Consider the following 26,625-nt stretch of genomic DNA (forward strand, 5'->3'; position numbering starts at 1 on the left):
ATGGCTGGTCATTCACAGTTTTCAAATATAAAACATCGAAAAGGTGCTCAGGATGCAAAGCGCTCGCAAAAATTTACGAAGCTCATTAGGGAAATAACAGTTGCTGCAAAACAAGGGCTGCCTGATCCCGAACTCAATCCACGTCTTCGCTCTGCTATCTTTGCTGCGCGAAAGGAAAATCTACCAAAAGATAAAATAGAAACAGCAATAAAAAATGCAGCTGGTAACGTTGCTGGAGAAAGTTATGAAGAAATACAATATGAAGGCTGCGGACCTTCTGGTGCTGCACTTATTGTCCATGCTCTGACAAATAATCGCAACCGAACTGCTTCTGAGATACGTTATATCTTTTCTCGCAAAGGCGGTAATTTGGGAGAAACAGGATGTGTGAGTTACCTTTTCGATCATGTAGGCTTAATTGTCTATAAAGCAGAGGGTATAAATTTTGAAGATTTATTTAACTATGGAATTGAATTAGAAGTATTGAATGTTGAGGAAAATAACAAAGAAGAATTATATGTTATAACTTGTGAAGTAAAAGACTTTGGTAAAGTACGTGACGCTTTCTATACAAAATTTGGAGAACCAGAACTTGCTCGTCTTTCATGGCAACCAAAGGACCTGATTGAAGTTAGCGACAAAGAATTAATTGATAAATTATCTATATTAGTTGAAGAGCTAGAAGATAATGATGATGTGCAGTATGTTGAAGGTAATTTTATTTTTGCTGATAAACTATGAGGCTGGTAATACTTCCACTGCTTTGTATTTTACCAGCATATTCAACTGAAACATTTGCGCAGAAAGACTATTGTCATTCCAGTGCCCAGACACTGGAATCCAGCAAAATTGATTGTAAACAGCACGCTATACAACATTTTCGATTAAAAAATTGGTCAAGCACTGAAATGACACTAACCCACTCTTCAGTGTTATTCCAAGACGGGATCAGAAAAAAAAAAGCTGCTTTGGTGACAGAAAGTGATAGAAAGTTGTTATTCATATCCAGTGACATAAAATCCTCTTTTTTTGATGCAGAAGGTTTGGCGCCAGATACAATAATGAGATTAATCAGCATATATAAAGATTATGGTGTAGATTTTAAAAAAGACATTGTGCCCAAAAGCAAGTTGGAAGTTCTGTGTGAGAGTGATCAGAAGGCTGAAGAAAAAATTTTATATACTTCACTCACAACAAGCAATAAAGCTATAAGTTTATATTATTATGAGTCACAAAACGGCAAAGAAGAGTATTTTAATAAAGAGGGGATAAGCTTAAAGAGTTTCGTAAGTCCTTTGAACGGAGATTTTCGTATATCCTCGAATTTTGGTAATAGAAAGCATCCCATTCATGGTAAAATTGCTTTTCATAAAGGAGTAGATTATGCAGCTAAACTTGGCACTCCTATACACGCCACTGCAGAAGGTGTAATAGAATATATAGGAAAGAATGGTGGCTATGGGAATTACATCAAAATAAAGCACAACAATAAATATTCAACTTGTTACGCACATATAAGCAAATTTAGTAGCGATATAAAGTTAGGCTCTAAAGTAAAGCAGGGACAAATCATTGCTTATGTTGGCAGCACTGGTGTTGCAACAGGACCTCATTTACATTATGAAGTTATATATAATGGTAAACATATTGATCCGCTTACGATAGCTCATGGCAATGAGATAAAGTTGCCTGATCGTGAATTAAGAGAGTTTAAATTATTTGTAAGTAAGGTAGATGAAATAATCAGCAGAGAGGGTGCAAGTGAAAAAGCAATCTGATGAAGACAGTACAGATAAAAATACAATAAATGATAGAAATCTAAGTAAAATTCGGGCTTTTCCTGTACTAATAGCGCTAGGGTTAATTTTATTGGTACTTTTTTGTATGACAGCACAATTGCACTTGGAGTCGCTGCTGTTTCAATATTGACTTTTTCTCAAGGATTTTTCGTTAATGATCCTAATGAAGCAAGAGTGATAGAGTTTTTTGGTCATTATATTGGAACTTATTTTAAATCTGGAATATGCGTAACGCTTCCGTTTTCGAGTAAATATAGAGTTTCTTTGAAATTTCAGAATATCAATACAGAAAAAATTAAAGTTAATGATGCTAATGGAAGTCCGATAGAGATTTTAGTAGTAATTGTTTGGAGAGTGAGTAGTCCTGCGAAGGCATATTATAATGTTAATAATTATCATGATTTTGTTTTTGTGCAAAGTGACTCGGTAATTAGAGAACTGGCAAGTAATTATCCGTATGATAGCGAAAACGATGAAGAATCTTTGCGTAAAAACTCTGACAAAATTTCAAATGAATTGCGGTCAATGCTACAACAAAGATTGAATATTGCTGGAATTGAAATTACAGAAGCGAGAATATCGCATTTGGCGTATTCATCTGAGATTGCACAGGCAATGCTGAGGCGTCAACAAGCACATGCCATCACCTCTGCAAGAATGCATATAGTGCAAAATGCAATAGGAATTATCGAAGAAGTAATAGCCCATTTTGAAAAAAATAAAAGCTTACAATTGGATGGAAAACAAAAGGTTCAATTGATAAACAATTTGCTAGTTGCTCTGATCTCTGAGCAGGATGCACAGCCGACTATTAGTTTGGATAATAATTAGCATAGAAGCCGATTGGGTTTCATGAATGCAAGTCACTGTTAATTTCTTGATTAATAGACTAAATGATGTTATAAATTACACGCATTAGGGGTGCTCTAAAAAAGCTGAGAGTACATAAAGTACAACCCTTTGAACCTGATCTTGTTAAAACAAACGTAGGAAAATGTATGTATATAAATATTGAAGAATGCTTTGGCTTCATCGCGTTCATTACATCTCTCATTGGGTTATTGCCTCAAGTATATAGAGCATATATCACAAAACTTACTCGTGACATATCGATGCTAATGTTGGTGAATTATCTTATTTGTTCATCATCTTGGCTTATTTACGGTATTTGTCAGGGTTTAACTTTTGTGATACTCAGTAATATTGCTGGATTAGTGATCAGTATAATATCAATTATTCAAAAATGTTACTACGATGCAAAAACTGCACGGAGCGTTTTATAACCATATGCTACATTGTAGCGTGGAGCAAGAATATCGTTCTATTGTAGTACTAAATGGAGAAATGCCTGATTCATCGTTTTTTAAACAAGATATACCTGTTATTGCTGTAGATGGAGGAGCAAATAAGCTTCTATCAATTGGCGTAAAACCTGATCTTGTAATAGGAGATTTGGATAGTATAAATCCGAATTTACGTGCTAATTTAAATACAGTATATCTACCTGATCAAGATTATTGCGACTTTTCTAAAGCAATGGCTCACTTAAAAACAGTAAAGTTATTGCCATCAATAGTAACGGGTATTACTGGAGGAGCAATTGATCATATACTACAAAATATTAACTTTTTTTTAAGTACAGATAGTATCTTTTATATACCTTCGCCTCCCATGGTGGGGTACGCCTTACAAAAGGGTATTACCTATTTTTCCTCTTTGCTAAAAAATACTAAAATGTCCTTACTTGGTATACCGAAAGCTCAAATATCAACTAAAGGATTAAAATGGGAACTGTACCTTAGTAACCTTGCTTTTCCAGGAAAGAATTCTTGCTTTAATCGAAGTTTAGGCAATGAGTTATCTATAGAAATACACAGCGGCGTGTGTTTAGCAATGATATATTTAGAAGCAGTAAATGATGATGGTGTGTATTGAGTTAAAACATTAAGAAAAAAAAGTAGAAAAACCGTGTTAACACTAATTCTAAAAACTACAGGCGCCTGTTATTAGCTAAAGTAAAGGTCAAATATCTGGAATTCTGGACATAAAATCCTCCTGTATAAAAAAGATTCAGAATGTACACACAACAGATGTGGCTGAATTTTTATTGAAAAATTGGTTAAAAGGTCTGCAGACCGAGATAGATTTTGAGCTCTCTAAATATCTCTATTATCATTATAATGGCATCTTGAGTATGCGGAAGCAATTTTTTCATTAAAATAAAAAATTTTATTCTACAGCTCAAAAAGGAGTTTGCTAATTTTCACACTGAATCGGATTCCACCACTCAAACCTAGAAACTTTAATGTATCAAGGTATCTGTTCAGGGGAATGTGCAAGCCAATGCTCCCTTTTTTGTCATTCAAGTAGTCTTTTCTTGTCATTCAGGTAGCTCCTTATTGTCATCCCAGTGTCAAGCACTGGGATGACATTGTCTTGAATGGGAATCGTTTCGTAATACACCAAAGGTTGTGAACCAAAAGAGCGTCATTCCAGTCTGGAATCCATTATACTCCGTAAATTTAATTGGTTTCATGACATCAACTTTTGCATTCCAGTTATGCAAGAAATCTATTATATAATATTATTATCACCCTCTTGATAGTTTGTTAGCTCCTCTCCTCCTGAGTTACTTGGTGCAATTATTTGATCAGATTCAGTTGATGGTTCATCAGATCCAAACAACCATGAAAAAAATCCACCCAAAAATGATCCTATTAAAGAAAAAGGTTTAATCAGTATACCAAACAAACTACTAAAAAAAGAGCTTGGCTGTTCTTCATTTGTTGATGATTCACTTTGTGGACTAACACCATTTTGTGTAAGTGTTATGTCAATAGAATGTCCATTATCAGCAGCTTCAATTTTTACATCACTTTCTTCTTCTGCACTGATCTCCTGTTGTTCTTCCTTTGGGTCTTGCTCTTGTGTAACTGGTTGGACATTACCTTCTTGTCCAGCATCTTCCTCTTGATCTCCTTCACTATCTGTCGATACTGAACTGTCATCAGTTTTTTCTGCGGCTTTTTTTAATAGAGCTTTTATTTCTTCTGTTTTAGCTAAATCAAAAGGAGTTTTTTCATCCTTGTCTTTTACATTGATAGCGATTCCGTCTACTGCTAATAGAATTTTTACTATTTCTATATGACCATTTTTAGCAGCATAATGTAAAGGGGTCTTTTCACTTTCATCTCTTGCATTAAGGAGAGTAGACCAGTGGAACTTCCCCACCAGTCTCTCGCAAAACTGTACGTAAACCTCTTGATTTATACAGCTTCCATTATTCAGCCTTTTGGCCTAACCCTAGTGTCCAGTGATAGAAAATATCCGGAGACCTCTTTCTCACCTTTCCTAGAAATTGTCTTGCTAGTCTTCCGTGACTCCTGAGTCTCTTATATTTCCTTTTCACCCACTTTTCTAGATGCCGCTCTATATTCTTTAGAGATTTGTATACTTCAGTTCTGTAAAATTTGCCATAGTACTGATACCAGCCTCTGACTATTGGATTTACTTTTCCTGACATCTCCTCTAATGTTATATGCGTATTTCGTAGCATTTTCCATGACCTTATGGTTGTAGTAATCTTTTTCTTGGCCTTGTTGCTAATTGCTGGGAGAAATGAGACAAAATATTTCCCTATTTTATTTCTTGCTAACCTGGGTCTGAATGTGTAACCCAGAAAATCAAAACTTTGTTTAGGAAATCCACCACTCCTATTGTCATCCTTACAGTACACTATCTGTGTCTTTTCAGGATGTAATTTCAACTTATACTCAGCCAATCTTTCTTCGATCATTACTTTCACAAACTCTGCCTGTTTCTCTGTTCTGCAGTGTACTATCGCATCATCCACATACCTCTCAAATGGTACCGTCGGGTAGTTCTTTTTCATCCATATATCAAACACATGATGCATGAATATATTAGAGATGATTGGGCTAATTGAACCTCCTTGCGGAACTCCTTTATCCCTAACTACCTTACTGCCATCTGCTTGCTGAATGGGGGCTTTCATCCACCTCTCAACATACAGTATGACCCATTTGCAGTCTGTGTGCTTTTTGATAGCTTGCAATGCCAAGCCGTGGTCCAAATTGTCGAAAAATCCAGATATATCAAGATCTATCGTCCAATCGTACCTCCAGCATCTTTTACGAGCTGTATCTACCGCATCCAGTGCAGACTTATTTGGTCTATAACCATATGAATCCTCATGAAATTTTGGTTCTACCAGCGGCTCTAGATACATAGCAGCAGCCGTTTGCCCTATCCTGTCGAATACTGAAGGAACACATAAAATTCTTTGCCCTCCTGTATCTTTTGGTATCACAACAGCTTTTACCGGCTCTGGAAAATAACTTCCGGATGACATCCTATTCCATAGTTTGTACAGATTATCTTTTAGATTTTCTTCAACCTTTGTTATCGAAACCTCATCCACACCAGCAGCACCTTTATTTTTCGATACTTGTTTATAAGCTCTCCAAATAAGTTGCTTTGATATATCAAAAGACTTTGTTTTACTCATTAACTCCTCCCTTTCGGTTGATAAATCATTAAAACTAAATAACTCAGCCCCTTCTCTCGATTTCCATTACAGAAACTTCTTCACTACTACGAGCTGATCCGCCCCTGTTTTTCGCATCGGTACTCTCATCCTTAGAGTTTAGCTCCTTGGATTTCTCCCTTATCATCGAAACGACAGGTTCCCGTAGTTCCACACAATAGCCTGAAATGGATTCATGCCACCTTTATGCCGGACGCCATCTATCCAGTAAACAAGCTCCCGATAGATTTATCCCAGGTTACAAACGACCCCCTGGTTTTGACGTCATTTAAAAGGTTTCGACACTTCATCAGTGGTTCACTTTCGTTCATCTCTCTATTCCTTACATGACATATAATTATGCCTTTTCCATAACGCTCACTACCTTACCAAAGCAGCTTATGGTTGTTTGAAGCCTGCTCTTGTAAACCGGCTCCGAGGGACCTACCCTCATCTACTGTGCAGCTTTTGCACTTAGTTTGCTCTTACTTGAACATTCTTTGTATCTCTACGGCACACCATCTGCCCCCTTATCTAGATCATCTTCTAGCTGCTGAGAAAAACTGTCCCCAAGCTTAGCAAATAAGTGTAAGGGAGTCGCTTTATATAATTCTAGTTTAATTTCATTAACACCATTGGGTTTGTTAAAATATATTACAGAACTAAATCTTGTTTTATTATTTATATCGGTACCAATCTTTATGAAGTCTAAATCATTTTTAACAAAATCTTTTCCTGATGATTGGTAATGGTCAATGACTTGCTTTTTTATTGACTTATGAGATCTTTTAATATTTTCTATAATTTTATTTACTTCTTCTTGTGAAAAGCTGAAAGCTAAAGGTTCATAATCTTTATAATCATCAGAAATTGTCGCTTTGAAAAGGGTATAAACTTTATTGATTTGTCTTGAAGATATTTCTTTTTGTGAAAAGTTGAAAGCTGGAGGATACACACTGTAATTAAAACCTTCATATTTAAACTCAAGTGGCCCAGTTCCAATAAATTTTAGATTATGATCCTTTGTTAATTGTGATAAAAAATTTTTCCATTTACTTTCATCAAACTCGTTGTAACGAGGCCATGAGTAAATTAATACTTTATCTCCAACATCTCCAAATTGTACATGAATACTGTTTGGTTGTTTGAATATATCATTATATTCTTTTCCAAAATCATAGGTGTTAAGAACCTCAACTGACATATTATGAACATCATTGCTGATATATTTTAAGAAGATTTCCCTAACTTTGTGAGTCTTTTCAGCTAATCGAACTTTCTCACCCTGATTTAGAGAGCTGTTAAAATGTGTATAATCAATAAAATTGCCACTCATCTGCACTTTTCTATAGAAATTGTATTATCATGGTACAGTTGCTAATAATCAATGAACTCTGCAGATAAAGTTCTCTGGATGCCAGCACCACATACCGAAATTACACCTTCATAAGGTTATATAAGAAATCTATTGTAATCAGCCTTCTCTGTGTTTTTCAGTATATTTAAGTAAACTATATATAAGAATTGCAATTATAGAACATGCAACTGTTAACAGTAAATTTGGTAAAATACTATAGTGAAAAAATTTTCCTACTATATATATTCCAATAGCTCCAAACATCATATTGCAGAATGAGAGGACTGCACTACCAAGCCCTATACCCTTGATTGTTTCTAAAGCAGAAGTTACGTTATTGCTGATTACGAGTGCAAGCCCGATATTGCTCGGAATCCAAAGAACTTGAAGAATAAGTACACTTAATTTGTTTGTGAGATAAAAATATACCAATAAACCATCCGATATCATCGGTAATACCAAACCTATTATTAACATCTTGCTCACTCCTATTTTTGGTACGTACCTTCTATTAATTAAAGTTCCAATTATGTAAAATATAACTATGATTGATATGAGATAGCCAAAATATTGTACTTCAACGCCCATTGATTCAAATATGAACGGGTAGTTAGCAATGTATGCCCAAAGCCACATGAAAGTTAATCCATGAATGGCTGAAAACCCAAGGAAACGATAATTCTTAAATATTAATATATACTGCTTGAAGATATTAATACTGGCTTTACTTTTATTTACGGTCAGCGTTTCTTGTAGCTTCAAGTAAATAAAAATGAGCATAATAATTGCGGCAAGTGATATGATAAAAAACAAAAACTTCCAACTATAACCATGTGAAATTATATAACTGCCTACCACTGGAGCTATTCCAGGTGAAAGTGCTACTATCATATTTAACTTTGAGATTACTCTTGAGTATTCACTACCTGAGTACATATCCCTGATTGCTGCATATCCGACAACGCCTGCAACACCAGCTCCAGCTCCTTGTATAAACCGGATTAATATTAAAAGTATAATATTATCAGCTATACAACATACAATACTTGCCAAAGTAAAAATTGTCATACCAATCAGCATTATTAGGCGCCTGCCATAATAGTCTGACAATGGGCCATAAATTAATCCAGATATTGCAATTCCTACTAAATTTAAACTGATCGTAAGCTGCGCTATATTACCTTTCACCTTAAAATAGTTGGCAATACTTGGCAATGCAACTGAGTATAAGTCTGTTGCCATGTCAACAACTGCTACAGATAATATCATAATAAGGGAGATGATATTTTGTGAAAAAGCTGTCGACACTAATGATTTACTGGATTAAATATGTTTAATTGTAGTATATTTTTCTCATTAGTATATTAATTTAACTGCTAAAGTTTAAAATAATTATGTAAGCAATCTCTATATAAAATATGGATAAATCACAACTAGTTAAAGAGGTTTTCGATTCTGTAGCAAATTGCTACGACATCATGAATGATATAATGAGCCTTGGAATGCACAGGCTATGGAAAGAGAAGATGGTAAGTAGTGTGAATTTTAAAAAGTACTCCAAGGTTTTGGATATTGCTGGAGGAACCGGAGATATAGCTATAAGAATAGCAAGAGGGGAGCCAAGTGCTCAAGTTACAGTATGTGATATAAATCAAAACATGCTGGACAAAGGGCGTGATAAAGCTATAAATTCAAATCAGCTAAATTTCAATTGGGTATGTGCAAATGCAGAGAGTTTACCATTTGAAGATTCCGAATTTGATTATTATACAGTAGCTTTTGGTATTCGAAACTTTTCCGACCGTAAGAGGGCTTTAAGTGAAGCATATAGGGTACTAAAGCCAAATGGACAATTTGTCTGCTTGGAATTTGCCCCTATGCATTATCAAAATGAGATATTCACCAAATTTTATGACTTATACTCATTTAAAGTAATTCCTAAAATTGGTAGCATAGTTGCTAAAGATAAGGGTTCTTATGAATACCTAGTAAGAAGCATAAGAGAATTTCCAACTCAAACTAATTTTAAAATGGAAATTGAAGAGATAGGCTTTAAGAATGTTGAGTTCTATAATATGAGCTATGGAATAGTAGCATTACATATTGGAACAAAATAAACTCTGTTCTATTCAGTAGTTTTTTTGCTAACTTTCTGTAATTTCGCAGCGTTTTTCCTTGAGTAGAAATCAAGCTAAAGTTTCTTGAACGTATTGTTCTAACGAAGTACACTGTAGACTAATATTGTAACTTTTTCCTGAAGCTAAATACTTAACTTTAAAATAAAATGCGATCTAACATTAAGCAGCTATTTTACTATATAAAACCTAGTCTACATTATTTTACCGTAGCTTTTATTGCAGTTCTATTTTCAGCTTTAACGATTCTTCTTTTTGGTAGGGGCTTAAGCAACATAATTGATTCTGGCGCAGAGCATAACTTTACTACCAAGCTCGTAGTTGCAATACTGATAGTTTTAGGCATTTCTTTCACTGCATTTATTCGGTTATATTTCATTGGCATTGGCAGCGAAAAAGTTGTCGCAAGAATCAGATATGACTTATATAGCAGTATTACTGATTTACAACCAAGTTTCTTTGAGAATACAGGTGTGCAAGATGTTATCTCAGCACTCATTACTGATACCTCTGCATTGCAATCGATAATAAACAGCAGCTTATTGACAATATTGAGGAATTTTGTGGTACTGATTGGTAGTGTTGCAATGCTGTTATACACAAATCTACATTTAACCGCATATGCAGCTGCAATAATACCCATACTGCTCATTATCATGACTTCACTTGGAAAAAAAGTTCGCAATTATGCACGCTTTGCTCAGGATAAATTAAGTGAGCTTGCATCATTTAGTGAGGAAAATTTTAGATCTATAGTAACCATTAAATCATTTGTACTAGAAGAAAATGAAAAAATTCGTTTTCAGAAACATCTAAACTCAGTATCAAAATCATACGTAAAATTAGTACTCTTGCGTGCTATTTTAGTAACTCTAGTTATCACGTGTGTGATAGGTTCGCTAGTTATTTTGCTTTTTTTTGGAATAAAAGAAGTCTTAAGTAATAATATGACCATTGGAGAACTCTCCTCATTTGTGTTTTATTCAGCGCTTGCGGCAGGAGCTATAAATAATTTGAGCGATAATATCAGTGATTTACAACGAGGTCTTGGAATTGTAGAGCGTTTGTTTGAGTTTACGAACGTGAAAAGCTCTATAGTAAATGGCGAAAATCCTATAAGAATTAATAGTATTCAAAAAGAAATTGCGTTTAACGATGTAACATTTTTTTATGCTGATAAGCCAGCATTAAATAACGTATCATTTTCTATAGAGGCAGGCCAATCAGTATCAATTGTTGGACCATCTGGCAGTGGCAAGAGCACCATTTTAAAGCTTTTGCTCCGTTTTCACGATCCAAGTGAAGGCAGTATTACTATCGATGGACAGAATATTAAGACAATTGCGCTAAATGACCTAAGATCGCTGTTTGGCTTAGTACCACAAGATCACATGATATTTTCTTGCTCAATAATGGAAAATATACTATACGGCAAACCGGGTGCTGAATATGAGGAAGTCAGGCAAGCAGCTATCAGTGCGTATGCAATGGAATTTATTGATAAGCTGCCGGATAAATTTGATACATTTGTAGGAAAAAGAGGACTGAAACTTTCTGAAGGACAAAAACAACGCATCATAATAGCAAGAGCAATACTCAAAAACCCTCAGGTTTTAATACTTGATGAAGCAACTTCTGCTCTTGATTATAAAAGTGAGAACCTAGTTCAAAAAGCACTGAGTAAATTAATGCAAAACAGAACAACAATTATAATTACGCACAGGCTATCAACCGCACTCAAAACTGACAAGATTATAGTGATTAATTGCGGGAAAGTGGAAGAAGTCGGTACTCATGATTCTCTAATGAGTAAAGATGGATTGTATGCAAAATTGGTAAAGATATAGTAAAAACTGAAGGAAAATTTGAGTCATACTTATTGGTTGTTATGCTAGATTGATAATTAAAATTATTAAATTTTTAATTATTTAAACTTATAATAATATCATAGTATTTTTTTTAAGGATTATTATGGTTTATAATTATAGTCATTTCCCAAAATCACCTTGTACGGCTTTCAACTTGCCAACACAAGTTTTACCAGCACCAATTTCGCACTGTGCACAAGCTTATGCACCTGCATACGCACCTTGTGCTACTAATTTGTGTCACAATCATTTTAACTCATATCATAACTATTATGACGCTTGTAATAGTCCTTGTGATGGATTTGGTTTTTTTTATTAGAAGATTGTTTTTAAACAATTCATAAATGCACGTGCTGCCATCTAAGAGCACATGGGAGACCATGTGCTTCACATTTTGCTTAAAAATATAATAAGCAGGTGCTTGATTTTCATTTGCAGCGACATAGCAGTTCTACAAAAATTTATTTCAGCAACACAACTAGTTTAACTACTGACAGCTCCTTCTAGGAATCTTATCATTATTCTGCTCATAGTAAAATTTCTAAGCTCTGATATCTATTACTTGTATAACGGCTGGAAAGGAAATTTTAAATATGTTAATTTTAATATTAAATTATAAATTTATTAATTATTTTATCCTATAATAGTCTAATAGTTATTTTTTAAAGGATATTTATGACTTACTATCAAACTGCACTTCCACACAACGTTTGTTCTCATAATACCAAAACTTCTTTGCCAGGCTGTAAATCAATATGCATTCCTGATAAAGATGATCATTGTCATATTACTCGTTTATGTCACAATCAAGACCCGTTTTCCAAGCATCATTGTACTCCATACCACTATGGTTATAACTCACATTGTAGACATGGTTATGACTCATGCTACGGTAATAATCATTGTTATGACCCATGCTACGGTAATAATCACGGTTATGGTCATGGTACAGCATCATGGTATCATGCTCACGATTCTGGTAACACAGTAGTGTTAAATGTACCATGTTGTGGTTGGGGAACAAGAACTGGGATAGGAACTGATCCAAAATTAGCTTCAGAGCAAAACGATTTCTTTTGAAGACGATAAAACTTAGTTAGGGTGTAAAAGGTGTGAAGGACGTGTAGAGATACTCTGTGCTGAAAACATAATGAGTTAAGTATAGCACTGATGTGGTATGTTGATAGCATAACAAGCTATATTATGATATGAGGGGTATATTATGCCCCTTTGTCTATTAATTTAGAGAGTCATTAATAACTAATGCAGAATGTAGCTTTTTTCGCTTATTTTATTGATAATTTTATATATAATTCTAATTGTATGGGAGATTTCTATGTTAAAGAATGATCTTAATCACAGGTATGATGATAAAACATATGCTAGTGTTAATGATGATTTAATGAATGCTGTTCAATATGGAGGAGAAGAACCTACTGGAGGAGAACCTCCTGTAGATGAAGTAAATAAAGTAAAACCTCCTATAGATGAAGGAAATAAGGTAAAACCTTCCGTAGATGAGTGTAAACTACACCCATGCTGCAAGTATTATTATAATTTCTGTTTCAACGATTGTTATGATTCATATTGTAGTAATCATGATGTAGCATGGTCTAATACTTGCGATGCTGGCAACACAGTAGTGCTGAATACAATTTGGGATTGGGAAAAAGAACTACCTGGAACTATATGGTATCCGGAGTTTTTTGACTTTGGTTATTCTGAATTAATGTTGATCTAAGTTCATGGTTTCAGAGTAAATACTATTATATATGAAGAGCTGCTTTCTCAGTTGAATCTATCAAGTGTTATATCAGTCTGTTAAAGCAAAAGAGAAAATCAAGGTGAAATAGTTAAGATAACCCTTCAACTTCCCCCATTTATTCGCTATACTGCTAAAGGTTTTATGGCTTTTTAGTTAATGAATATTTTCAAGCAGATTTCCTCTCTCATTTCCAGCAAACTAAATGAATTGAAGCGAAGGGGTATCATAAATACAAGTGCAGAAAATTTTATTGTAGAACCTCCAAGCAATAGAGCACATGGTGATATCTATACAAATGTTGCTATGGTGCTTGCAAAACATGAAAAGAAGAATCCCATTGAAATTGCAGAGGTTTTAGCTAAAGAGTTTGAACTTTTTGATGAAGTTGAAAAAGTGGAAATAGCAGGCCCTGGTTTCATCAACATGCACTTAAAAATAGAAGTGTGGCATGGAATTTTAAAACAAATAAATGAGCTAAAAACAGAGTTTGGCACTCTAAATATTGGAAATAACCAAGCTGTCAATGTTGAATTTGTATCTGCAAATCCAACAGGTCCACTGCATATTGGTCATGCAAGAGGGGCAGTGTTTGGTGATGTTTTAGCAAATTTACTAAAGAAAGTTGGCTATAATGTTACTAAGGAGTACTATATCAATGATGCTGGAGCACAGATAGATACGCTAATTCGGTCAGTATATTTGCGGTATAAGGAAGCTCTGGGAGAAAAAATCAGCATCGAAAAAGGTTTATACCCAGGTGAATATTTAAAACCAATAGGGGCTGGGCTGGCCAAAAAATATGGCAAGGAGCTTAGAGAAGAGGAGGATAATCAAATAATTAGAGAATATACTTTAAGTTCTATCTTAGAACTCATAAAGGAAGACATGAACTTACTTGGAGTAAGTCATGATGTCTTTACTTCAGAGTATGAGCTACGTGGCAAAATCGAAGAGAGTATAAAAATATTGTCTGATAAGGGTCTAGTGTATGAAGGGTACTTGGAGAAACCAAAAGGCAAAGAAAGCGAAAATTGGACTTCCAGAAAAGAAATGTTATTTCGTTCTACAAAATTTGGCGATGATGTTGACCGCGCACTGAAAAAAGAGGATGGCAGTTGGACTTATTTTGCCTCAGATATCGCTTATCATTTCGATAAGATATCACGTGGCTTTAACAACATGATCGTAGAGCTCGGCAGTGACCACGGCGGTTATGTCAAAAGGCTTAGAGCAGTTGTCTCTGCGCTAGAAGCGAAGATAGAAGTAAAACTGCATAACATTGTGAATTTTTTTGAAAATGGCAAACCTGTTAAGATGTCCAAAAGATCAGGAAGCTTTCTCACAGCAAGAGATGTAGTGGAAGAAATTGGCAAGGACATAACTCGTTTTATAATGTTAACACGCAAGAATGATATGGTCTTGGACTTTGATTTTGCTAAAGTTAAAGAACAATCAAAAGACAATCCTATTTTTTACGTGCAATATGCGCACGCTCGTGCTCATTCACTAATGCGTAATGCTCCAAAAGAGCTTCCAACAGCAGACCTTTCACTTTTAAAGACAGATGGGGAGCTATTCCTCATAAAAACCTTAGCAAAGTGGCCAGATGTGGTAGAAATATCTGCAAGGCTTTGCGAGCCACATAGAATTACTTTCTACTTACTTGAAGTTGCAGAAGCGTTTCACGTTTTATGGGGATATGGCAAAAGTGATTTAAATATGCGGTTTATACTGGAGAATAACTTAAATCTCACCGCTGCAAGAATGTTTCTCGTCCAAGCCTTAGCGCACGTAATCGCTTCTGGGCTTTCTATTTTTAATATAGAGCCTTTGAAAGAGATGAGTTAATTTTAATGCGTAATATTAAATGTGATAATAAATTATTGATGTAAGTACAATAAGGCCAAAAATTATACAAGAGGTCTGTTAAAATCACGTATGTCGATTGTCTTGAAGTCACACAATTGTTCTGTAGAGCTATGTCCTGTAATAATTACTATACCGTTTTGCTCAGAGCGTATTGAGATTAGATTTAATATTAATTCACACGTTGCACTGTCGAGATTACAAAATGGTTCGTCTATCAGCCAAACGTTTGCATTAGAAATTAAAAGGCGAGCAAGCGCAACTCTTCTTTTCCAGCCTGCAGAAAGTTCACCATATCTAATGTTAAATACAGGCTGCAACTGTAAGCAACAAACGGCTGCCATAATTAATTCTCTAGTATTCCGTATTCTTGCCCAGAATTGTATGTTTTCACCAACTGTTGAGCTATCTTTACAGGCATTTTTATGTCCTATATAGACCATGGAAGGTATAAAGGATTTTGGGTCATCATATATGTCTTTTCCACAGTACATTATATTACCTGACACTGGCGGCAAAAGTCCAGATAAACTTCTGATTAAGCTGGTTTTGCCGCTACCATTTGGACCAGTGATTAAGATTTTTGATTTTGGTTCAGCTTTAAAATTTAGGTTTTTAAATAATACTTTGTTATTACGAGCACAGGATAGATTTTTACATTCAAGCATGGATCATCTGCCTTTTCCTTTATGCTTACCCTTAGTTGAAGACTGAGCTTTTATAAACAGCTCCCAAAATCCTTTTTTATCACCTTCTCTGTGTATCAATTGTGTAAAATGTTTCATTAAACTATTACCCATCATAACCATCTTTGTCCATTTGCCTAACGGTTTTGCTATATCAACTATTTCTAGATCTTCTTTGTAAACTTGCATATTCTTTTGTTTCTCACTTAGCATTTCCTGTTGTTTCATCAACTCTTTTTGCTTATTTTTTTGATACAATTCATTAAATCTTCTATTTTCTTCCCACTCTTCTTTGAGAACTTTTAGAGGAAATATAATTTTTCTAATATGATTTTTGTATATTTTTCTCAAAAAGAGAAATACTGCAATTACAGCAAGTAATATTGTACTATATGTAATGATTTGTCCGAACGGCATTTTTATACTCAGCTTATTGGCAAGCGGTATTTACAATTATACCATAACTATAGAAATTTTACAATTTTTTTCTGGATAAAGATAGTAGACTAAAAATTTCTAAAGAACAAAAGCAACGTATTTACGTACAGGCTATCAACTACTACACTCAAAACTGACAAGTGATTAATCATTGGAGAAGGAATCACGGCTCTCTAATGAATAAAGATGGACTGTGTCAAGCTGGTGAGTAAGGTGGAAATTGAATAATTGTTGGTTATCATGCTAGATCTAAGATATAAGTTATAAAATTTTTAATCATTTTGGCTTATAATAATTTCTGAGTTAACCTGAGATTTCCTGAACTGTGGTTTCTTTTACTCATGTTGAATTCTCAGCTTTTATACTCTAATTTAATTCCAGTTTTGACTGTATAGGAGGTCACAATGTCAAACTATATCTATAGCGATCAAGTTAATAATAGTAATTTATATGCCAACAAACTTTTTTATGGTGAAGAGGGTGAGCAAGTCGAAAATCTAGGAGATCAGGTTGCGGGAGAAGAGGATGATAAATTAGAAGAAGATTTACTTCGTGACTGTAGAGATGAAACTAAGAAGGCAAAAGATAAGTTAATACAGTGTAAAAAAGATGCTGTGGAATCACAAAGAGAAATTACACAATTAGAAGCAGAAACTAGTGAATTAAAGTCACAGGTTCAAGAAGAAAGAGAGAAGGTAGAACAAACTAAGAATGAAGCTGAGGCAGCAAAAAATGAGTTAATACAGTGTAAAAAAGATGCTGAGAAGATGAAAGAAAACGGTGGACAGGCAATTAATCAGGAAAAATGTGATGATATTAAAGCAGAAGCTGAACAAGCAAAATTAGAAGCTAAACTAGCAAAAGAGGAAGTTTTGAGGTACAAAATTGAACAGGAGAAAGAAGAAGTGATGCAGAGTAAGATTGAAGGAGTAAAAGAAGAACTTTTAAAGTGTAAAATTAACATGGCAAAAGCAGAGGCTGAGTGGTATAAAAAAGCAGCTGAAGAATGTAAAAATGAGAAAAGAATCGGTACAGATAAACCTAGTATTAGGGGAGAGGATGAAAATGATAGAGGCAAACATGTTACCAATGAGGACGATCGCACTGATAAAGATAAACCTAGTATTAGGGGAGAGGATGAAAATGATAGAGGCAAACATGTTACCAATGAAGGAGGGAATGAAAGTGGAGAAATTACATCTCGAGAAATAACACCAGATCGTAGCCTGCCAGAAATTTGTGGGCCTAAGGCTACTTTATATAAATCGAGTAATAAGATAGGTTATCAAGGTTTTAATACATCTGATTTATTAAAAGAACTCTATCCTGAGATGTATAGTAATTCTAAAATTGTGCCATATATAGAAAAGGGATCAGAGGGTGTTTATGGTGCAGTAAATTTTAAATTTGCCTTTACTGATAATATTAGTTCAGCAGCCAACTTTAGTAATACGAAATGTCTTAAATGTATTGATAGTCCACTAGAGTTAGCTTGTCAGGACGAGAAGATTAAGAGTTTCTGCCAGTTTGGCACTGATTATGATAATAGAGAATTAAACAAGAATTTTTTTTCTAGAGAATCATGTCCTGATCTCATCAAAGACTCCGGTGGAGCAAGTATTGTGAAAGCGAAACAAGTTGCACCATTGATAATTGTTAATAACGCAGGGAATATGATAGATAAAGAGGGCAATAATACTCAAGTACACTATAATTCATTAAAGCCTTATCTAAAGCTTAATGGTAAAATCAGGGACTGTGGAAATGATCAAAAGTGTAAAGATTATAATGCAATTATGGAGAAAGTTGCATGGGATAGTGATAAGGAAGTACTATTAAAAGCTGTCTTTGATAATGTGCAAAGAACAACTCCTTATTCTTATGATAATGAGGTTAATTCTTTTCCCATTGATAATGAGTTGATATAAGAGAGAATGTTCTCTTGATTTTTTAGTTCAGAGAACACTTTTGTAGAAAAATAGAATTGGTGACCTTACTCAAAAAAAGTAGAGAAGAAGTTTTTGTTGTGAGAATAAATTTAGCAGAGTTTATAATATAATATTTAAGTTATTTATGATAAAAAATAGATTTTTTGCATAACCAGCCAGTCTGGGATTTAGCAAGAAAATCTAGATTCCAGCGTTACGCGCTGAAACTCTTTAAATTCCAGTAGTGCAAGAAATCTAATTTCTACGTATTGAAATATGGAAGTTCTAGTTTGCTGAACAGAACGTTGAGAAGTATCAATAAGAAGCTCCCTTTTGAGTAAACTTTTCTGCAACGGAGTTGTCGTAATAACATCCCTTATGTACGTTGCATGAGCAGATTGGTCAAGTATACGAAAGAGTTATAATACAGATTTTACTCAAAAAATATTGAAACAATCTCACACATCTTAAACTAAGTTCTCAATTTCTCAAAGAAATCTTTTAATAAAAGAGAACATTTTGTTTCTAATATTCCACCATAAACTTCAGGTATGTGGTTACAGAATTGAAATATTCTAGTGCCGTTTTCAACTCCTCCACCTTTGGGATTGTAAGCCCCGAAGTACAGACGTTTAATTTTTGCAAAAGAGATAGCTTGAGCGCACATCGGGCACGGCTCTAACGTTACGTACATTTCAGCTTCATAAAGCGTGGAAGTTGAAAATGCTTGTCTAATTGTTAACATTTCTGCATGTGCAGTTGGATCATTAGATATATTGTGTGCAGAGGAGATGATATTGTTTCCATTAACTATTACAGCACCTATTGGCACTTCGCCATCTTTCTGAGCAAGTTTTGCTTGCTCTATGGCAAGTTCCATGTATTGGTACTTAAACATTAGGTGCTTGGGTAAATATAATTTTCTTTTCTTGGCTTTTCTATTTTTTCTAGGTTATAGAATTCACTAAGGACTATTGTCCTTTTTACAAGGCTATCTATTTCTCGCTTTAAATATTTTTTTATTTCTTCTACCGATTTTAGTTCGTTTATAGCTACAACTACTTCTTCCATTATATCCTCTATAATTTGATCCTCCTCTAATTTATATATTATTTGTTCTACATGCCTATTCAATTCCTCGAAGGTCGCAGATTCATATGTAATGCTATCTTTACTATTTCTTAGTAACATTTTTTACCTCTCTATTAGAATAGAGTTTATTCAGTTCTATTAAACTCTATTGTCAATAGCTGCCTTAATAAATGATGTAAAGAGAGGATGAGGAGAAAATGGTCTTGATTGAAATTCTGGATGAAATTGCACACCAATAAACCATGAGTGATTTTTTAGCTCCACTGCCTCTATGCATGTTTTATCTTCTGATATACCACTGCATATCATTCCATTCTCTTCTAAGTTATTTTTATAATCTAAATTAACTATATATCTGTGTCTGTGTCTTTCTGAAATAGTGACACTACTATACACATTTGCCATTTTTGAATTTGGACTTATATTACACTTGTATGTTCCAAGTCTCATGGTTCCACCAAGATCAACGTTCTTACCATCAGCGAGCTTGATGATTGGGTGTTTGCAAGTATAAAATTCTTCAGAGTGTACATCTTCAAGCTTAATAACGTTACGAGCAAATTCAATCACTACAAGCTGCATACCAAGACATATTCCTAAAAAAGGAATGTTATTTACACGGGCATAGTTTATTGCTAATATTTTACCTTCTATTCCATTATCACCAAATCCTCCTGGAACAAGGACTGAATTAGAGCTTTGTAATTTTTCTCTGATAAACTTTGCATCTATAGATTTTCCATTCTCTTCTCTTGAGTTGACCCAATTTATCTTCACTCTAGCTTTATTACTAATTGCACCATGGTTTAATGCTTCAATCAGTGATTTATATGCGTCAGGAAATTCAGTATATTTTCCTACTATGGAAACGATAACTTCTTGTGTTGGATGTCTCATAGAGTATACTATTTGGTCCCATTCAGGTAAGCTTGGTTTTGGCTTACTTAAGTGAAAGTGATCCAAAATTTGTGTCCCGAGCCCACATTGATTATACAAGGACGGTAACTCGTATATATGGTTTACATCAGGAGCAGGTATTACGTTAGATAAAGAAACATTGCAAAGATTGGCTATCTTTTCTTTTTGATTATCGGAAATTTCTTTTTCACTGCGACATAATATAATATCTGGTTGTAACCCCGCAGAGTTTAACTCTCGAACTGAATGCTGTGTCGGTTTTGTCTTTAATTCTTGTGCTGCAGTGAGGTATGGTATTAAAGTTAAGTGAATAAGGATAACTTTTTGCTTTCCTAGTTTATAATTAACTTGGCGTATAGCTTCCAAAAACGGTTGGCTTTCAATATCACCTACGGTTCCGCCTATTTCGCATATTACAAAATCTAAATCTTCTGTACCATTAAAAATGAAAGATTTGATTAAATCTGTCACATGAGGAATGATTTGCACAGTTTTGCCTAGATAATCACCACACCTTTCCTTCTTTAATAATTTATTATATACTTTACCAGTTGTTATATTGTCGTCCTTGGTTGTTTTAATTTTAGTAAAACGCTCGTAATGTCCAAGGTCTAAATCAGTTTCAGCACCATCCTCAGTAACAAATACTTCCCCGTGCTGAGCTGGGCTCATTGTTCCAGGATCAATGTTGAGATATGGGTCAAGCTTTCTGATGCGAACATTGAATCCATGAGCTTGAAGAAGTGCTCCCACACTTGAAGCAACTAAACCCTTACCAAGTGATGAAACAACTCCACCTGTAACAAAGATAAACTTGGTTTCTTTCATTAATTTTCAAATGGAACAGAAGTTGATTGGCCTTCTTGCTTCTTTTCTGATATAATCTTCTCTGCAATTGATTTTTTATGTACATCTTTTGAACATAATCCTGATAGTAACAGTGTATTTATAATGAACAGCCCAGCAACTATAGAAGTTATTCTACTGAGTGGATTTTCAGAAGACTTTACCGGAATTATTGAATTCATTCCCTGTTGTGAATTACTAAAGCCACTTAATGAACTACTTCCAGGTGGCTGCAGGAGCACTAAAATTACCAATACAACAACTAATATTATTTGAAGTACACTAAGTACTGTTACTGACATTATGAATAGAGCTAAAAATAAAGATTTTAGGAGCATAAGGATCATAAGTCAAGAATATCTTTAACCGAGTAACTTGACTACTGGAATCCAAGTATGTATTAAACCTTATTTAAATTATGAGCTATCACATTTTAAAATACAAAGATTATGAACCAAAAATGGATGAAAGTTCTTTTATCGCAGATGGTGTGCGTATCATAGGTAACGTTGAAATAGGAAGGAATGCGAGTATCTGGTTTAATTGTGTGATCAGAGGAGATGTTGGATCAATCAAAATAGGTGATGAAACGAATATTCAAGATGGCACCGTAATTCATGTAGATAGAAATCCAGGCGGTGATACGATTATTGGTAGTATGGTGACGGTTGGACATTTTTGTGTGTTACATGCATGCACGATACATGATAAAGCATTTATTGGTATGGGCTCTGTTATAATGGATCATGCGATTGTGGAGTCTGAAGCTATGGTAGCTGCTGGCTCACTGGTAACGCATGGGAAAGTGATAAAAAGTGGTGAAGTATGGGCTGGCAGGCCAGCACAATTCTTCAAAAAAATGTCAGATGAGGAAATTAAACATATTACACAATCTGCACAAAATTATATCATGCTGATGAAAGAATATAAGGCTATATGCTAGGTTGAGAAATCTTCAGCTCTGATGCACATTCTACGTTAACTACTTCAAAAGCTTCTTCAACTATAGAATGCTTATCAATATAAGGCTCAATCACTTTTTCAACTCTAGTTTGCTTATCAATATGCTGATTAATAAAACTACCTCTGACTAGAATATCCTTTATTGGCCAGTTTGTTTCTGTTGGAGTACCTGATAATTTAGCTGTAAATTTTATCGGTGCTGACGTTAGAAAAAGAGATATAGTATTATTTGAATTAAGATAGAAGTTTACATGATCTTTACAATCTTTTAGATTTATATCTCCCAGAAAATCTGGTATTTGAGATTGTATATTTGCTTTTATGAAGTTCATCCGGCCGAATTTTTCAGTAAGTATCCCTACCTCTTTTGGAACTTCTAATGGGATGATAATATCATTGCTAATTCCATTTTCTTCTTGAGAAAAAAGTTCAGTGTATGCTCCTTTTTTTCTGTGTTTCTCAAAATACTTAGGAAAATACATATTAAGGTATTCAGAGTGTAGCTCTATACGATTTTTCTGGTCATCCTCTAGAATAAATGTGTATTTACCACGATTTTGCTTAAGCTCGCACAATTTAAATTTACTAAGGTCAGAGTTTGGAAATGGCTTTTCAATTTCAAAAGCAAGTGTAAGAGTGTGCGTTGTGTGATCAAATTCATTTTTTTCTTGTAGACCATCTTGTAGACTATAGTACTTATTTTTTTCATATTCCTTTTTTTCTCTATTAGCATTAACTTCCTGTTCATTAAAACTTTCAACAGCATAAAAAAATTCTTCTTCATCTAGCTCTTCTCCTGTTAGAGCATCCTCAAACACATCCTGTTCATCCTCTAAATCAATCTCATTACCTTTCGTTTCTATACTTATTTTTTTTGTATGGTCATTTCCATTGCTAGCAGTTGTTTGATGATGTGTATCGTTAGTTTGAAAAAAGCTCTTTACTTTTGATATTAAGCTAATCCATGAAAGTCTGACTTGATTAAGTAGCCATTTAAAACTCTTCATTGTTTTACCTCAACCTAATTACTAAAAATTGTAACAGAATAAATTAAATATGTCAATAAGATACACAAATTGTACTAACTGGGAATTAGTGGCAGCACTTAACATCTGTGTAAATTTTGACATAGGCGTTTTCTGCATTTTAACCAAATCAGTAAAGAGAACACCATTGATATTCTCCTTTTAGAAGCAACTTGAATAAAACTGATAAAGTTTGAATTAAAGTGTGATTAGGAAAGTGAGTGATGAGAACTCTTTATTTGGACTTCTTTTGATTCATCTATTTTAGTATTAGGTCTTAGTGTTGTGTGTGTAGCACCACCAGCTACGAGTGCAGATGCTGTAGCTATGATAATTATTGCTAACATACTTAGTCTAGTTGTGTGCTGAAGTATAGTATTTGCTATCAGTCCAACAGCAAGACCAACACCAATAACAGCAGTGTACAACATTATCGAATTTGAATCAGATACGTAATTTGTGAGCTCTTTGGAACACTCTTTTGCTAATCCTTTTACTGCTCTCTTGAGTTTGTTTTGATCTTCTTCTGTTCCAGTACCTGATTTTAGTCTCTTACATAACTCTTGTATTTTTTCACCTTGTACTTCTGCCAGCTTTTTTAGCTCCGTAGACAATTTCTCTATTTTTGTTCCTTTCAATTCTACTATTATTTTCTTGAAACATGGCATCATTATTTGCTCTGTTTCTTCTTCTACTTGATTTTTTAATGCTATTATTTTATTCAATTGTTCTTCTGATATTTCAGTGTCTTTTTTTAGTTCCACTGTAACCTTTGTTTCTTCTAGCTCCGATATTACGTTCATTAATGCGTGAAATGCACTCCATAGCTTTTCACCAGAATTCTGACTCCGTTTTGGTGACATAGACTGACTGCCTTTGAACTTTTTTGGTGATATGGGCTGATTTTTACTATCTTTAAGCTTTTTTGAGTTTTCACCAGCACTTACTTTAGCCATAATAAACCTCACATATTAAATAATGCTATTACATAATATCTTTAAAGCTCAATGTCAAATAGTATCTTTACATAATATAACTCATAAACAGAAAATTTTAGTATAAAATGCCATATTTACTTTGTGCTATGGTTTGAGGTAGAATAACAACTTGCTTCAAATATGGAAAGGCAGTACAACTCTATGATCAAGTTACTGAACTCTCATTTACTCCTCTTTTTTTGTAAAACAATCTACAATTCATTAGAAGATCTTCAGATAGACGTTGATCATTGGTTGCGTTTTTACAGTGAGACAAGACCTCATTCTAGTAAATATTGTTATGGCGATGTAGACTTTTCTGAATAGAAAACATATTGCTTTTTAGAAAAATATTGGTAGCATTACATTAAGAGACTGATATTAGTTTTCAATTTTTCTGTTAGTTAATTCTTGCTTGCTAGGTTAAGTTGTGTCTGGTAACCATAATGGCAAATCTTGTTAATTTGAGGCGTGGATTTTAGCCTCTTTCATCCTTACATTAGTTACATATTCTTTCGCAGAGGGCTAATGAATTTATTAGTAAAATTCAGTAATTTATAACTGACAATTAGAGCTGTTAATTAGCAACTCACTTTAAATAAGTTACTCAACTGTGACAGATTTAGCTAAATTTCTCGGACAATCTACATCTAACCCTTTTTTTTCTGTAATAGAATAAGCAAGAAATTGCATAGCAACACTGTAGATAATTGGAGAAACAAAATTGTCAACTTTTGGAAGTTGCACCACATCTATGCAAATTCCCTTTAAGAGCGGTGCTCCTTGCTTATCACTAAAGGCAATTACTTTACCTTTTCTTGCAATAATCTCTTGTATATTGGATAGCGTTTTAAAGAATAAATTATCGTAAGGAATAATTGCGATAACAAGTACAGTAGAGTCTATCAAGGCGATAGAACCGTGCTTCATTTCTCCCGCTGCAATACCAATTGTGTTGATATATGAAAGCTCTTTTATCTTCAATGCACCTTCCATTGCAACTCCATATGAGCTTCCTCTCCCAATTATAATTATATTATTGTGCTCTAATATACTGCCTGATATATGTTGTATTTCCATCACATTCAAAACATGCTCAACATGTTCGGGAATAGAATTAATAGCATCGCTTAGTTCCTTTATCCTCTCTCTACCTAGTATACCTTTTATTTTTCCAAGCTCTACAGCAAAGCATGCTAAAATTGCAAGCTGCGTAGAAAAGGTTTTTGTCGAAGCAACACCAATCTCAGGTCCAGCAAGAGTATGCAATACAATATCTGAGGCTTTCTCTATGCTGCTATTAAATGTATTAATTATGCTAATGATCATTTGTTTCTGCAATCTCGCATAACGTAGTGCTTCCATAGTATCTGCAGTTTCACCAGATTGAGAAATGAATAAGCCAATACTACCTTCTTCGAGCTTGACGCTGCTATACCTAAATTCTGACGAGATTTCTAGATATACCCGAATTTGAGCAATACTTTCCAGCCAACACTTTGCTATTAGTCCAGCAAAATAGGATGAACCGCATCCAACTATAGTAATGTAACCTAGTTCAGAAAATAATTCTTTGTTGATTTCTTTATATTGTTTATAAAATTGATTTATTGTTTTGTTTAATGCATACGGTTGCTCAAAAATTTCTTTTAGCATAAAGCTAGGGTAACCATTTTTACTAATTAGAAAATTTCTTGGACTGCTATTTTCTGTTCTGCGTTTAACTTGTATACCATTATTATATATACTGAATTCGTTAGATTTTATTACTGCAATATCATTATCTTCTAAATGCAATATTTTTTCTACAAATGAATTCAAAGTATTAGTATCAGAAGCAGCAAACACTTTATTACAGTTATATCCTATTGCTAAAGGCAAATTTCTTTTTGCAACAAATAAAGTATCTGGATATTCTGCAAATAATAAAGCCAAAGCAAGTGAACCTTGTAAATTGTTTAGACACTGTAATATAGAATCAACTGGTGACAATCCTTCATTAAGATATGCAGTTAATATGTTTGGTATTACTTCTGTATCAGTGTCGGTATGAAAAGATACTCCCTTTTCCTCCAGATCCTTTTTTAATATATTGTAATTTTCAATTATGCCATTATGAGCAACAACAACATTATTTATATAAATGGGATGAGCATTTTTAAGATTTGGAACTCCATGTGTAGCCCAACGAGTATGTGCTATACCAACTTTGCTACTAGATATCTTGCTCTCATGAACAACTTCACATAATCTTTCAACTTTACCTTCTGATTTTTTGACTTCTATCTTACCTCTATTATTTATAATTGCTATACCTGAAGAGTCATACCCTCTGTATTCCAATTTTTGCAACGCGGTTAGTAAAGTTGGTATTACTGAATCACCGCTACTTACTATACCTAATATTCCACACACT

26 protein-coding genes, 2 pseudogenes and 1 riboswitch are annotated in these 26,625 nt (G+C 34.1%); of the genes and pseudogenes, 13 read left to right on the top strand and 15 right to left on the bottom strand.

The window, feature by feature from the left end; all coding sequences use genetic code 11:
- The 5 genes and pseudogenes from AAGD63_RS01950 to AAGD63_RS01970 all read left to right on the top strand — a co-directional run bounded on the left by AAGD63_RS01950 (position 1) and on the right by AAGD63_RS01970 (position 3,734).
- Complete coding sequence (locus AAGD63_RS01950) at positions 1 to 741, top strand: YebC/PmpR family DNA-binding transcriptional regulator (RefSeq protein ID WP_211907905.1); 741 nt, start codon at positions 1 to 3, stop codon at positions 739 to 741.
- Positions 738 to 1,778 (top strand): M23 family metallopeptidase, encoded by a 1,041-nt coding sequence (locus tag AAGD63_RS01955; RefSeq protein ID WP_341813632.1) that lies wholly within the window; start codon positions 738 to 740, stop codon positions 1,776 to 1,778. The genes AAGD63_RS01950 and AAGD63_RS01955 overlap by 4 nt, the downstream gene beginning before the upstream one ends.
- A pseudogene (locus tag AAGD63_RS01960) lies at positions 1,762 to 2,630 on the top strand (SPFH domain-containing protein). The gene AAGD63_RS01955 and the pseudogene AAGD63_RS01960 overlap by 17 nt, the downstream one beginning before the upstream one ends.
- A 76-nt stretch (positions 2,631 to 2,706) precedes the next feature.
- A riboswitch (TPP riboswitch) is annotated at positions 2,707 to 2,809 on the top strand.
- Entirely contained in the window at positions 2,798 to 3,082 is a 285-nt protein-coding gene (locus tag AAGD63_RS01965) for a SemiSWEET family sugar transporter (RefSeq protein WP_341813633.1), read from the top strand. (Overlaps the previous riboswitch by 12 nt.)
- Complete coding sequence (locus AAGD63_RS01970) at positions 3,054 to 3,734, top strand: thiamine diphosphokinase (protein ID WP_341813634.1); 681 nt, start codon at positions 3,054 to 3,056, stop codon at positions 3,732 to 3,734. Before AAGD63_RS01965 ends, AAGD63_RS01970 begins: the two co-directional genes overlap by 29 nt.
- A gap of 299 nt (positions 3,735 to 4,033) precedes the next feature.
- Here the strand turns inward: AAGD63_RS01970 and AAGD63_RS01975 are convergent, their stop codons facing one another.
- From AAGD63_RS01975 to AAGD63_RS02000, 6 genes are all read right to left on the bottom strand, one after another.
- On the bottom strand, positions 4,034 to 4,183 hold the full coding sequence (locus tag AAGD63_RS01975; RefSeq protein ID WP_341813635.1) for a hypothetical protein: 150 nt from the start codon (positions 4,181 to 4,183) through the stop codon (positions 4,034 to 4,036).
- Between the two features lie 190 nt (positions 4,184 to 4,373).
- Entirely contained in the window at positions 4,374 to 5,030 is a 657-nt protein-coding gene (locus tag AAGD63_RS01980) for an ankyrin repeat domain-containing protein (RefSeq protein ID WP_341813636.1), read from the bottom strand.
- 49 nt (positions 5,031 to 5,079) lie between these two features.
- A complete protein-coding gene (ltrA, locus tag AAGD63_RS01985; RefSeq protein WP_341813156.1) occupies positions 5,080 to 6,327 on the bottom strand; it encodes a group II intron reverse transcriptase/maturase in 1,248 nt (415 codons plus the stop codon).
- A gap of 43 nt (positions 6,328 to 6,370) precedes the next feature.
- A complete protein-coding gene (locus AAGD63_RS01990) occupies positions 6,371 to 6,520 on the bottom strand; it encodes a hypothetical protein (protein ID WP_265024380.1) in 150 nt (49 codons plus the stop codon).
- Positions 6,521 to 6,853: 333 nt separating this feature from the next.
- Positions 6,854 to 7,549, bottom strand: a complete 696-nt coding sequence (locus tag AAGD63_RS01995) for a hypothetical protein (RefSeq protein WP_341813637.1) — start codon at positions 7,547 to 7,549, stop codon at positions 6,854 to 6,856.
- 270 nt (positions 7,550 to 7,819) lie between these two features.
- On the bottom strand, positions 7,820 to 8,971 hold the full coding sequence (locus AAGD63_RS02000) for a Bcr/CflA family efflux MFS transporter (RefSeq protein ID WP_264331000.1): 1,152 nt from the start codon (positions 8,969 to 8,971) through the stop codon (positions 7,820 to 7,822).
- 149 nt (positions 8,972 to 9,120) lie between these two features.
- Between AAGD63_RS02000 and ubiE the strand changes: the two genes are divergently transcribed.
- From ubiE to argS, 5 genes are all read left to right on the top strand, one after another.
- Positions 9,121 to 9,819, top strand: coding sequence for a bifunctional demethylmenaquinone methyltransferase/2-methoxy-6-polyprenyl-1,4-benzoquinol methylase UbiE (ubiE, locus tag AAGD63_RS02005; RefSeq protein ID WP_341813638.1), 699 nt, complete (start codon positions 9,121 to 9,123; stop codon positions 9,817 to 9,819).
- 167 nt (positions 9,820 to 9,986) lie between these two features.
- Positions 9,987 to 11,684: an ABC transporter ATP-binding protein gene (locus tag AAGD63_RS02010; RefSeq protein ID WP_341813639.1), complete on the top strand. Its 1,698-nt coding sequence runs from the start codon at positions 9,987 to 9,989 to the stop codon at positions 11,682 to 11,684.
- Between the two features lie 696 nt (positions 11,685 to 12,380).
- Positions 12,381 to 12,785, top strand: coding sequence for a hypothetical protein (locus AAGD63_RS02015; RefSeq protein ID WP_341813640.1), 405 nt, complete (start codon positions 12,381 to 12,383; stop codon positions 12,783 to 12,785).
- 256 nt (positions 12,786 to 13,041) lie between these two features.
- Positions 13,042 to 13,446, top strand: a complete 405-nt coding sequence (locus AAGD63_RS02020) for a hypothetical protein (RefSeq protein WP_341813641.1) — start codon at positions 13,042 to 13,044, stop codon at positions 13,444 to 13,446.
- A 180-nt stretch (positions 13,447 to 13,626) separates the two neighbouring features.
- The gene (gene argS / locus AAGD63_RS02025) at positions 13,627 to 15,318 is read left to right on the top strand and encodes an arginine--tRNA ligase (protein ID WP_341813642.1); all 1,692 of its coding nucleotides are present in this window, start codon (positions 13,627 to 13,629) and stop codon (positions 15,316 to 15,318) included.
- A gap of 62 nt (positions 15,319 to 15,380) precedes the next feature.
- Here the strand turns inward: argS and ccmA are convergent, their stop codons facing one another.
- Both ccmA and AAGD63_RS02035 read right to left on the bottom strand, forming a co-directional pair.
- Positions 15,381 to 16,004, bottom strand: a complete 624-nt coding sequence (gene ccmA, locus AAGD63_RS02030; protein WP_341813643.1) for a heme ABC exporter ATP-binding protein CcmA — start codon at positions 16,002 to 16,004, stop codon at positions 15,381 to 15,383.
- 3 nt (positions 16,005 to 16,007) lie between these two features.
- The gene (locus tag AAGD63_RS02035) at positions 16,008 to 16,439 is read right to left on the bottom strand and encodes a hypothetical protein (RefSeq protein ID WP_341813644.1); all 432 of its coding nucleotides are present in this window, start codon (positions 16,437 to 16,439) and stop codon (positions 16,008 to 16,010) included.
- Between the two features lie 425 nt (positions 16,440 to 16,864).
- Between AAGD63_RS02035 and AAGD63_RS02040 the strand changes: the two genes are divergently transcribed.
- Positions 16,865 to 18,388: a hypothetical protein gene (locus AAGD63_RS02040; protein ID WP_341813645.1), complete on the top strand. Its 1,524-nt coding sequence runs from the start codon at positions 16,865 to 16,867 to the stop codon at positions 18,386 to 18,388.
- Between the two features lie 472 nt (positions 18,389 to 18,860).
- Here AAGD63_RS02040 and AAGD63_RS02045 read toward each other — a convergent pair whose 3' ends face one another.
- The 4 genes from AAGD63_RS02045 to secG are packed head-to-tail and all read right to left on the bottom strand — an operon-like array spanning position 18,861 to position 21,546.
- Positions 18,861 to 19,268: a nucleoside deaminase gene (locus AAGD63_RS02045; RefSeq protein WP_010404879.1), complete on the bottom strand. Its 408-nt coding sequence runs from the start codon at positions 19,266 to 19,268 to the stop codon at positions 18,861 to 18,863.
- 17 nt (positions 19,269 to 19,285) lie between these two features.
- Positions 19,286 to 19,579, bottom strand: coding sequence for a hypothetical protein (locus AAGD63_RS02050; RefSeq protein ID WP_341813646.1), 294 nt, complete (start codon positions 19,577 to 19,579; stop codon positions 19,286 to 19,288).
- Positions 19,580 to 19,618: 39 nt separating this feature from the next.
- Positions 19,619 to 21,226 carry a CTP synthase gene (locus AAGD63_RS02055; protein ID WP_341813647.1) on the bottom strand — a complete coding sequence of 536 codons (1,608 nt, stop codon included), beginning with the start codon at positions 21,224 to 21,226 and terminating at the stop codon, positions 19,619 to 19,621.
- Positions 21,226 to 21,546, bottom strand: coding sequence for a preprotein translocase subunit SecG (gene secG, locus AAGD63_RS02060; protein WP_007302593.1), 321 nt, complete (start codon positions 21,544 to 21,546; stop codon positions 21,226 to 21,228). Before secG ends, AAGD63_RS02055 begins: the two co-directional genes overlap by 1 nt.
- A 116-nt stretch (positions 21,547 to 21,662) precedes the next feature.
- Between secG and AAGD63_RS02065 the strand changes: the two genes are divergently transcribed.
- Positions 21,663 to 22,187: a gamma carbonic anhydrase family protein gene (locus tag AAGD63_RS02065; protein WP_015588396.1), complete on the top strand. Its 525-nt coding sequence runs from the start codon at positions 21,663 to 21,665 to the stop codon at positions 22,185 to 22,187.
- Here the strand turns inward: AAGD63_RS02065 and AAGD63_RS02070 are convergent.
- Positions 22,177 to 23,214 carry a hypothetical protein gene (locus AAGD63_RS02070; RefSeq protein ID WP_341813648.1) on the bottom strand — a complete coding sequence of 346 codons (1,038 nt, stop codon included), beginning with the start codon at positions 23,212 to 23,214 and terminating at the stop codon, positions 22,177 to 22,179. The genes AAGD63_RS02065 and AAGD63_RS02070 overlap by 11 nt on opposite strands.
- Positions 23,215 to 23,441: 227 nt before the next feature.
- Entirely contained in the window at positions 23,442 to 24,188 is a 747-nt protein-coding gene (locus AAGD63_RS02075) for a hypothetical protein (RefSeq protein ID WP_341813649.1), read from the bottom strand.
- A 213-nt stretch (positions 24,189 to 24,401) separates the two neighbouring features.
- Here AAGD63_RS02075 and AAGD63_RS02080 point away from each other — a divergent pair.
- Positions 24,402 to 24,555: pseudogene (locus AAGD63_RS02080) on the top strand (IS481 family transposase); the annotation flags it as partial.
- A gap of 257 nt (positions 24,556 to 24,812) precedes the next feature.
- Here AAGD63_RS02080 and glmS read toward each other — a convergent pair.
- The gene (glmS, locus tag AAGD63_RS02085; protein ID WP_341813650.1) at positions 24,813 to 26,624 is read right to left on the bottom strand and encodes a glutamine--fructose-6-phosphate transaminase (isomerizing); all 1,812 of its coding nucleotides are present in this window, start codon (positions 26,622 to 26,624) and stop codon (positions 24,813 to 24,815) included.
- Between the last annotated feature and the right edge of the window lies 1 nt (position 26,625).

Origin of the sequence: Wolbachia endosymbiont (group B) of Germaria angustata, from assembly GCF_964026725.1 — a bacterium.
GTDB classification, from domain to species: Bacteria; Pseudomonadota; Alphaproteobacteria; order Rickettsiales; family Anaplasmataceae; genus Wolbachia; species Wolbachia pipientis_C.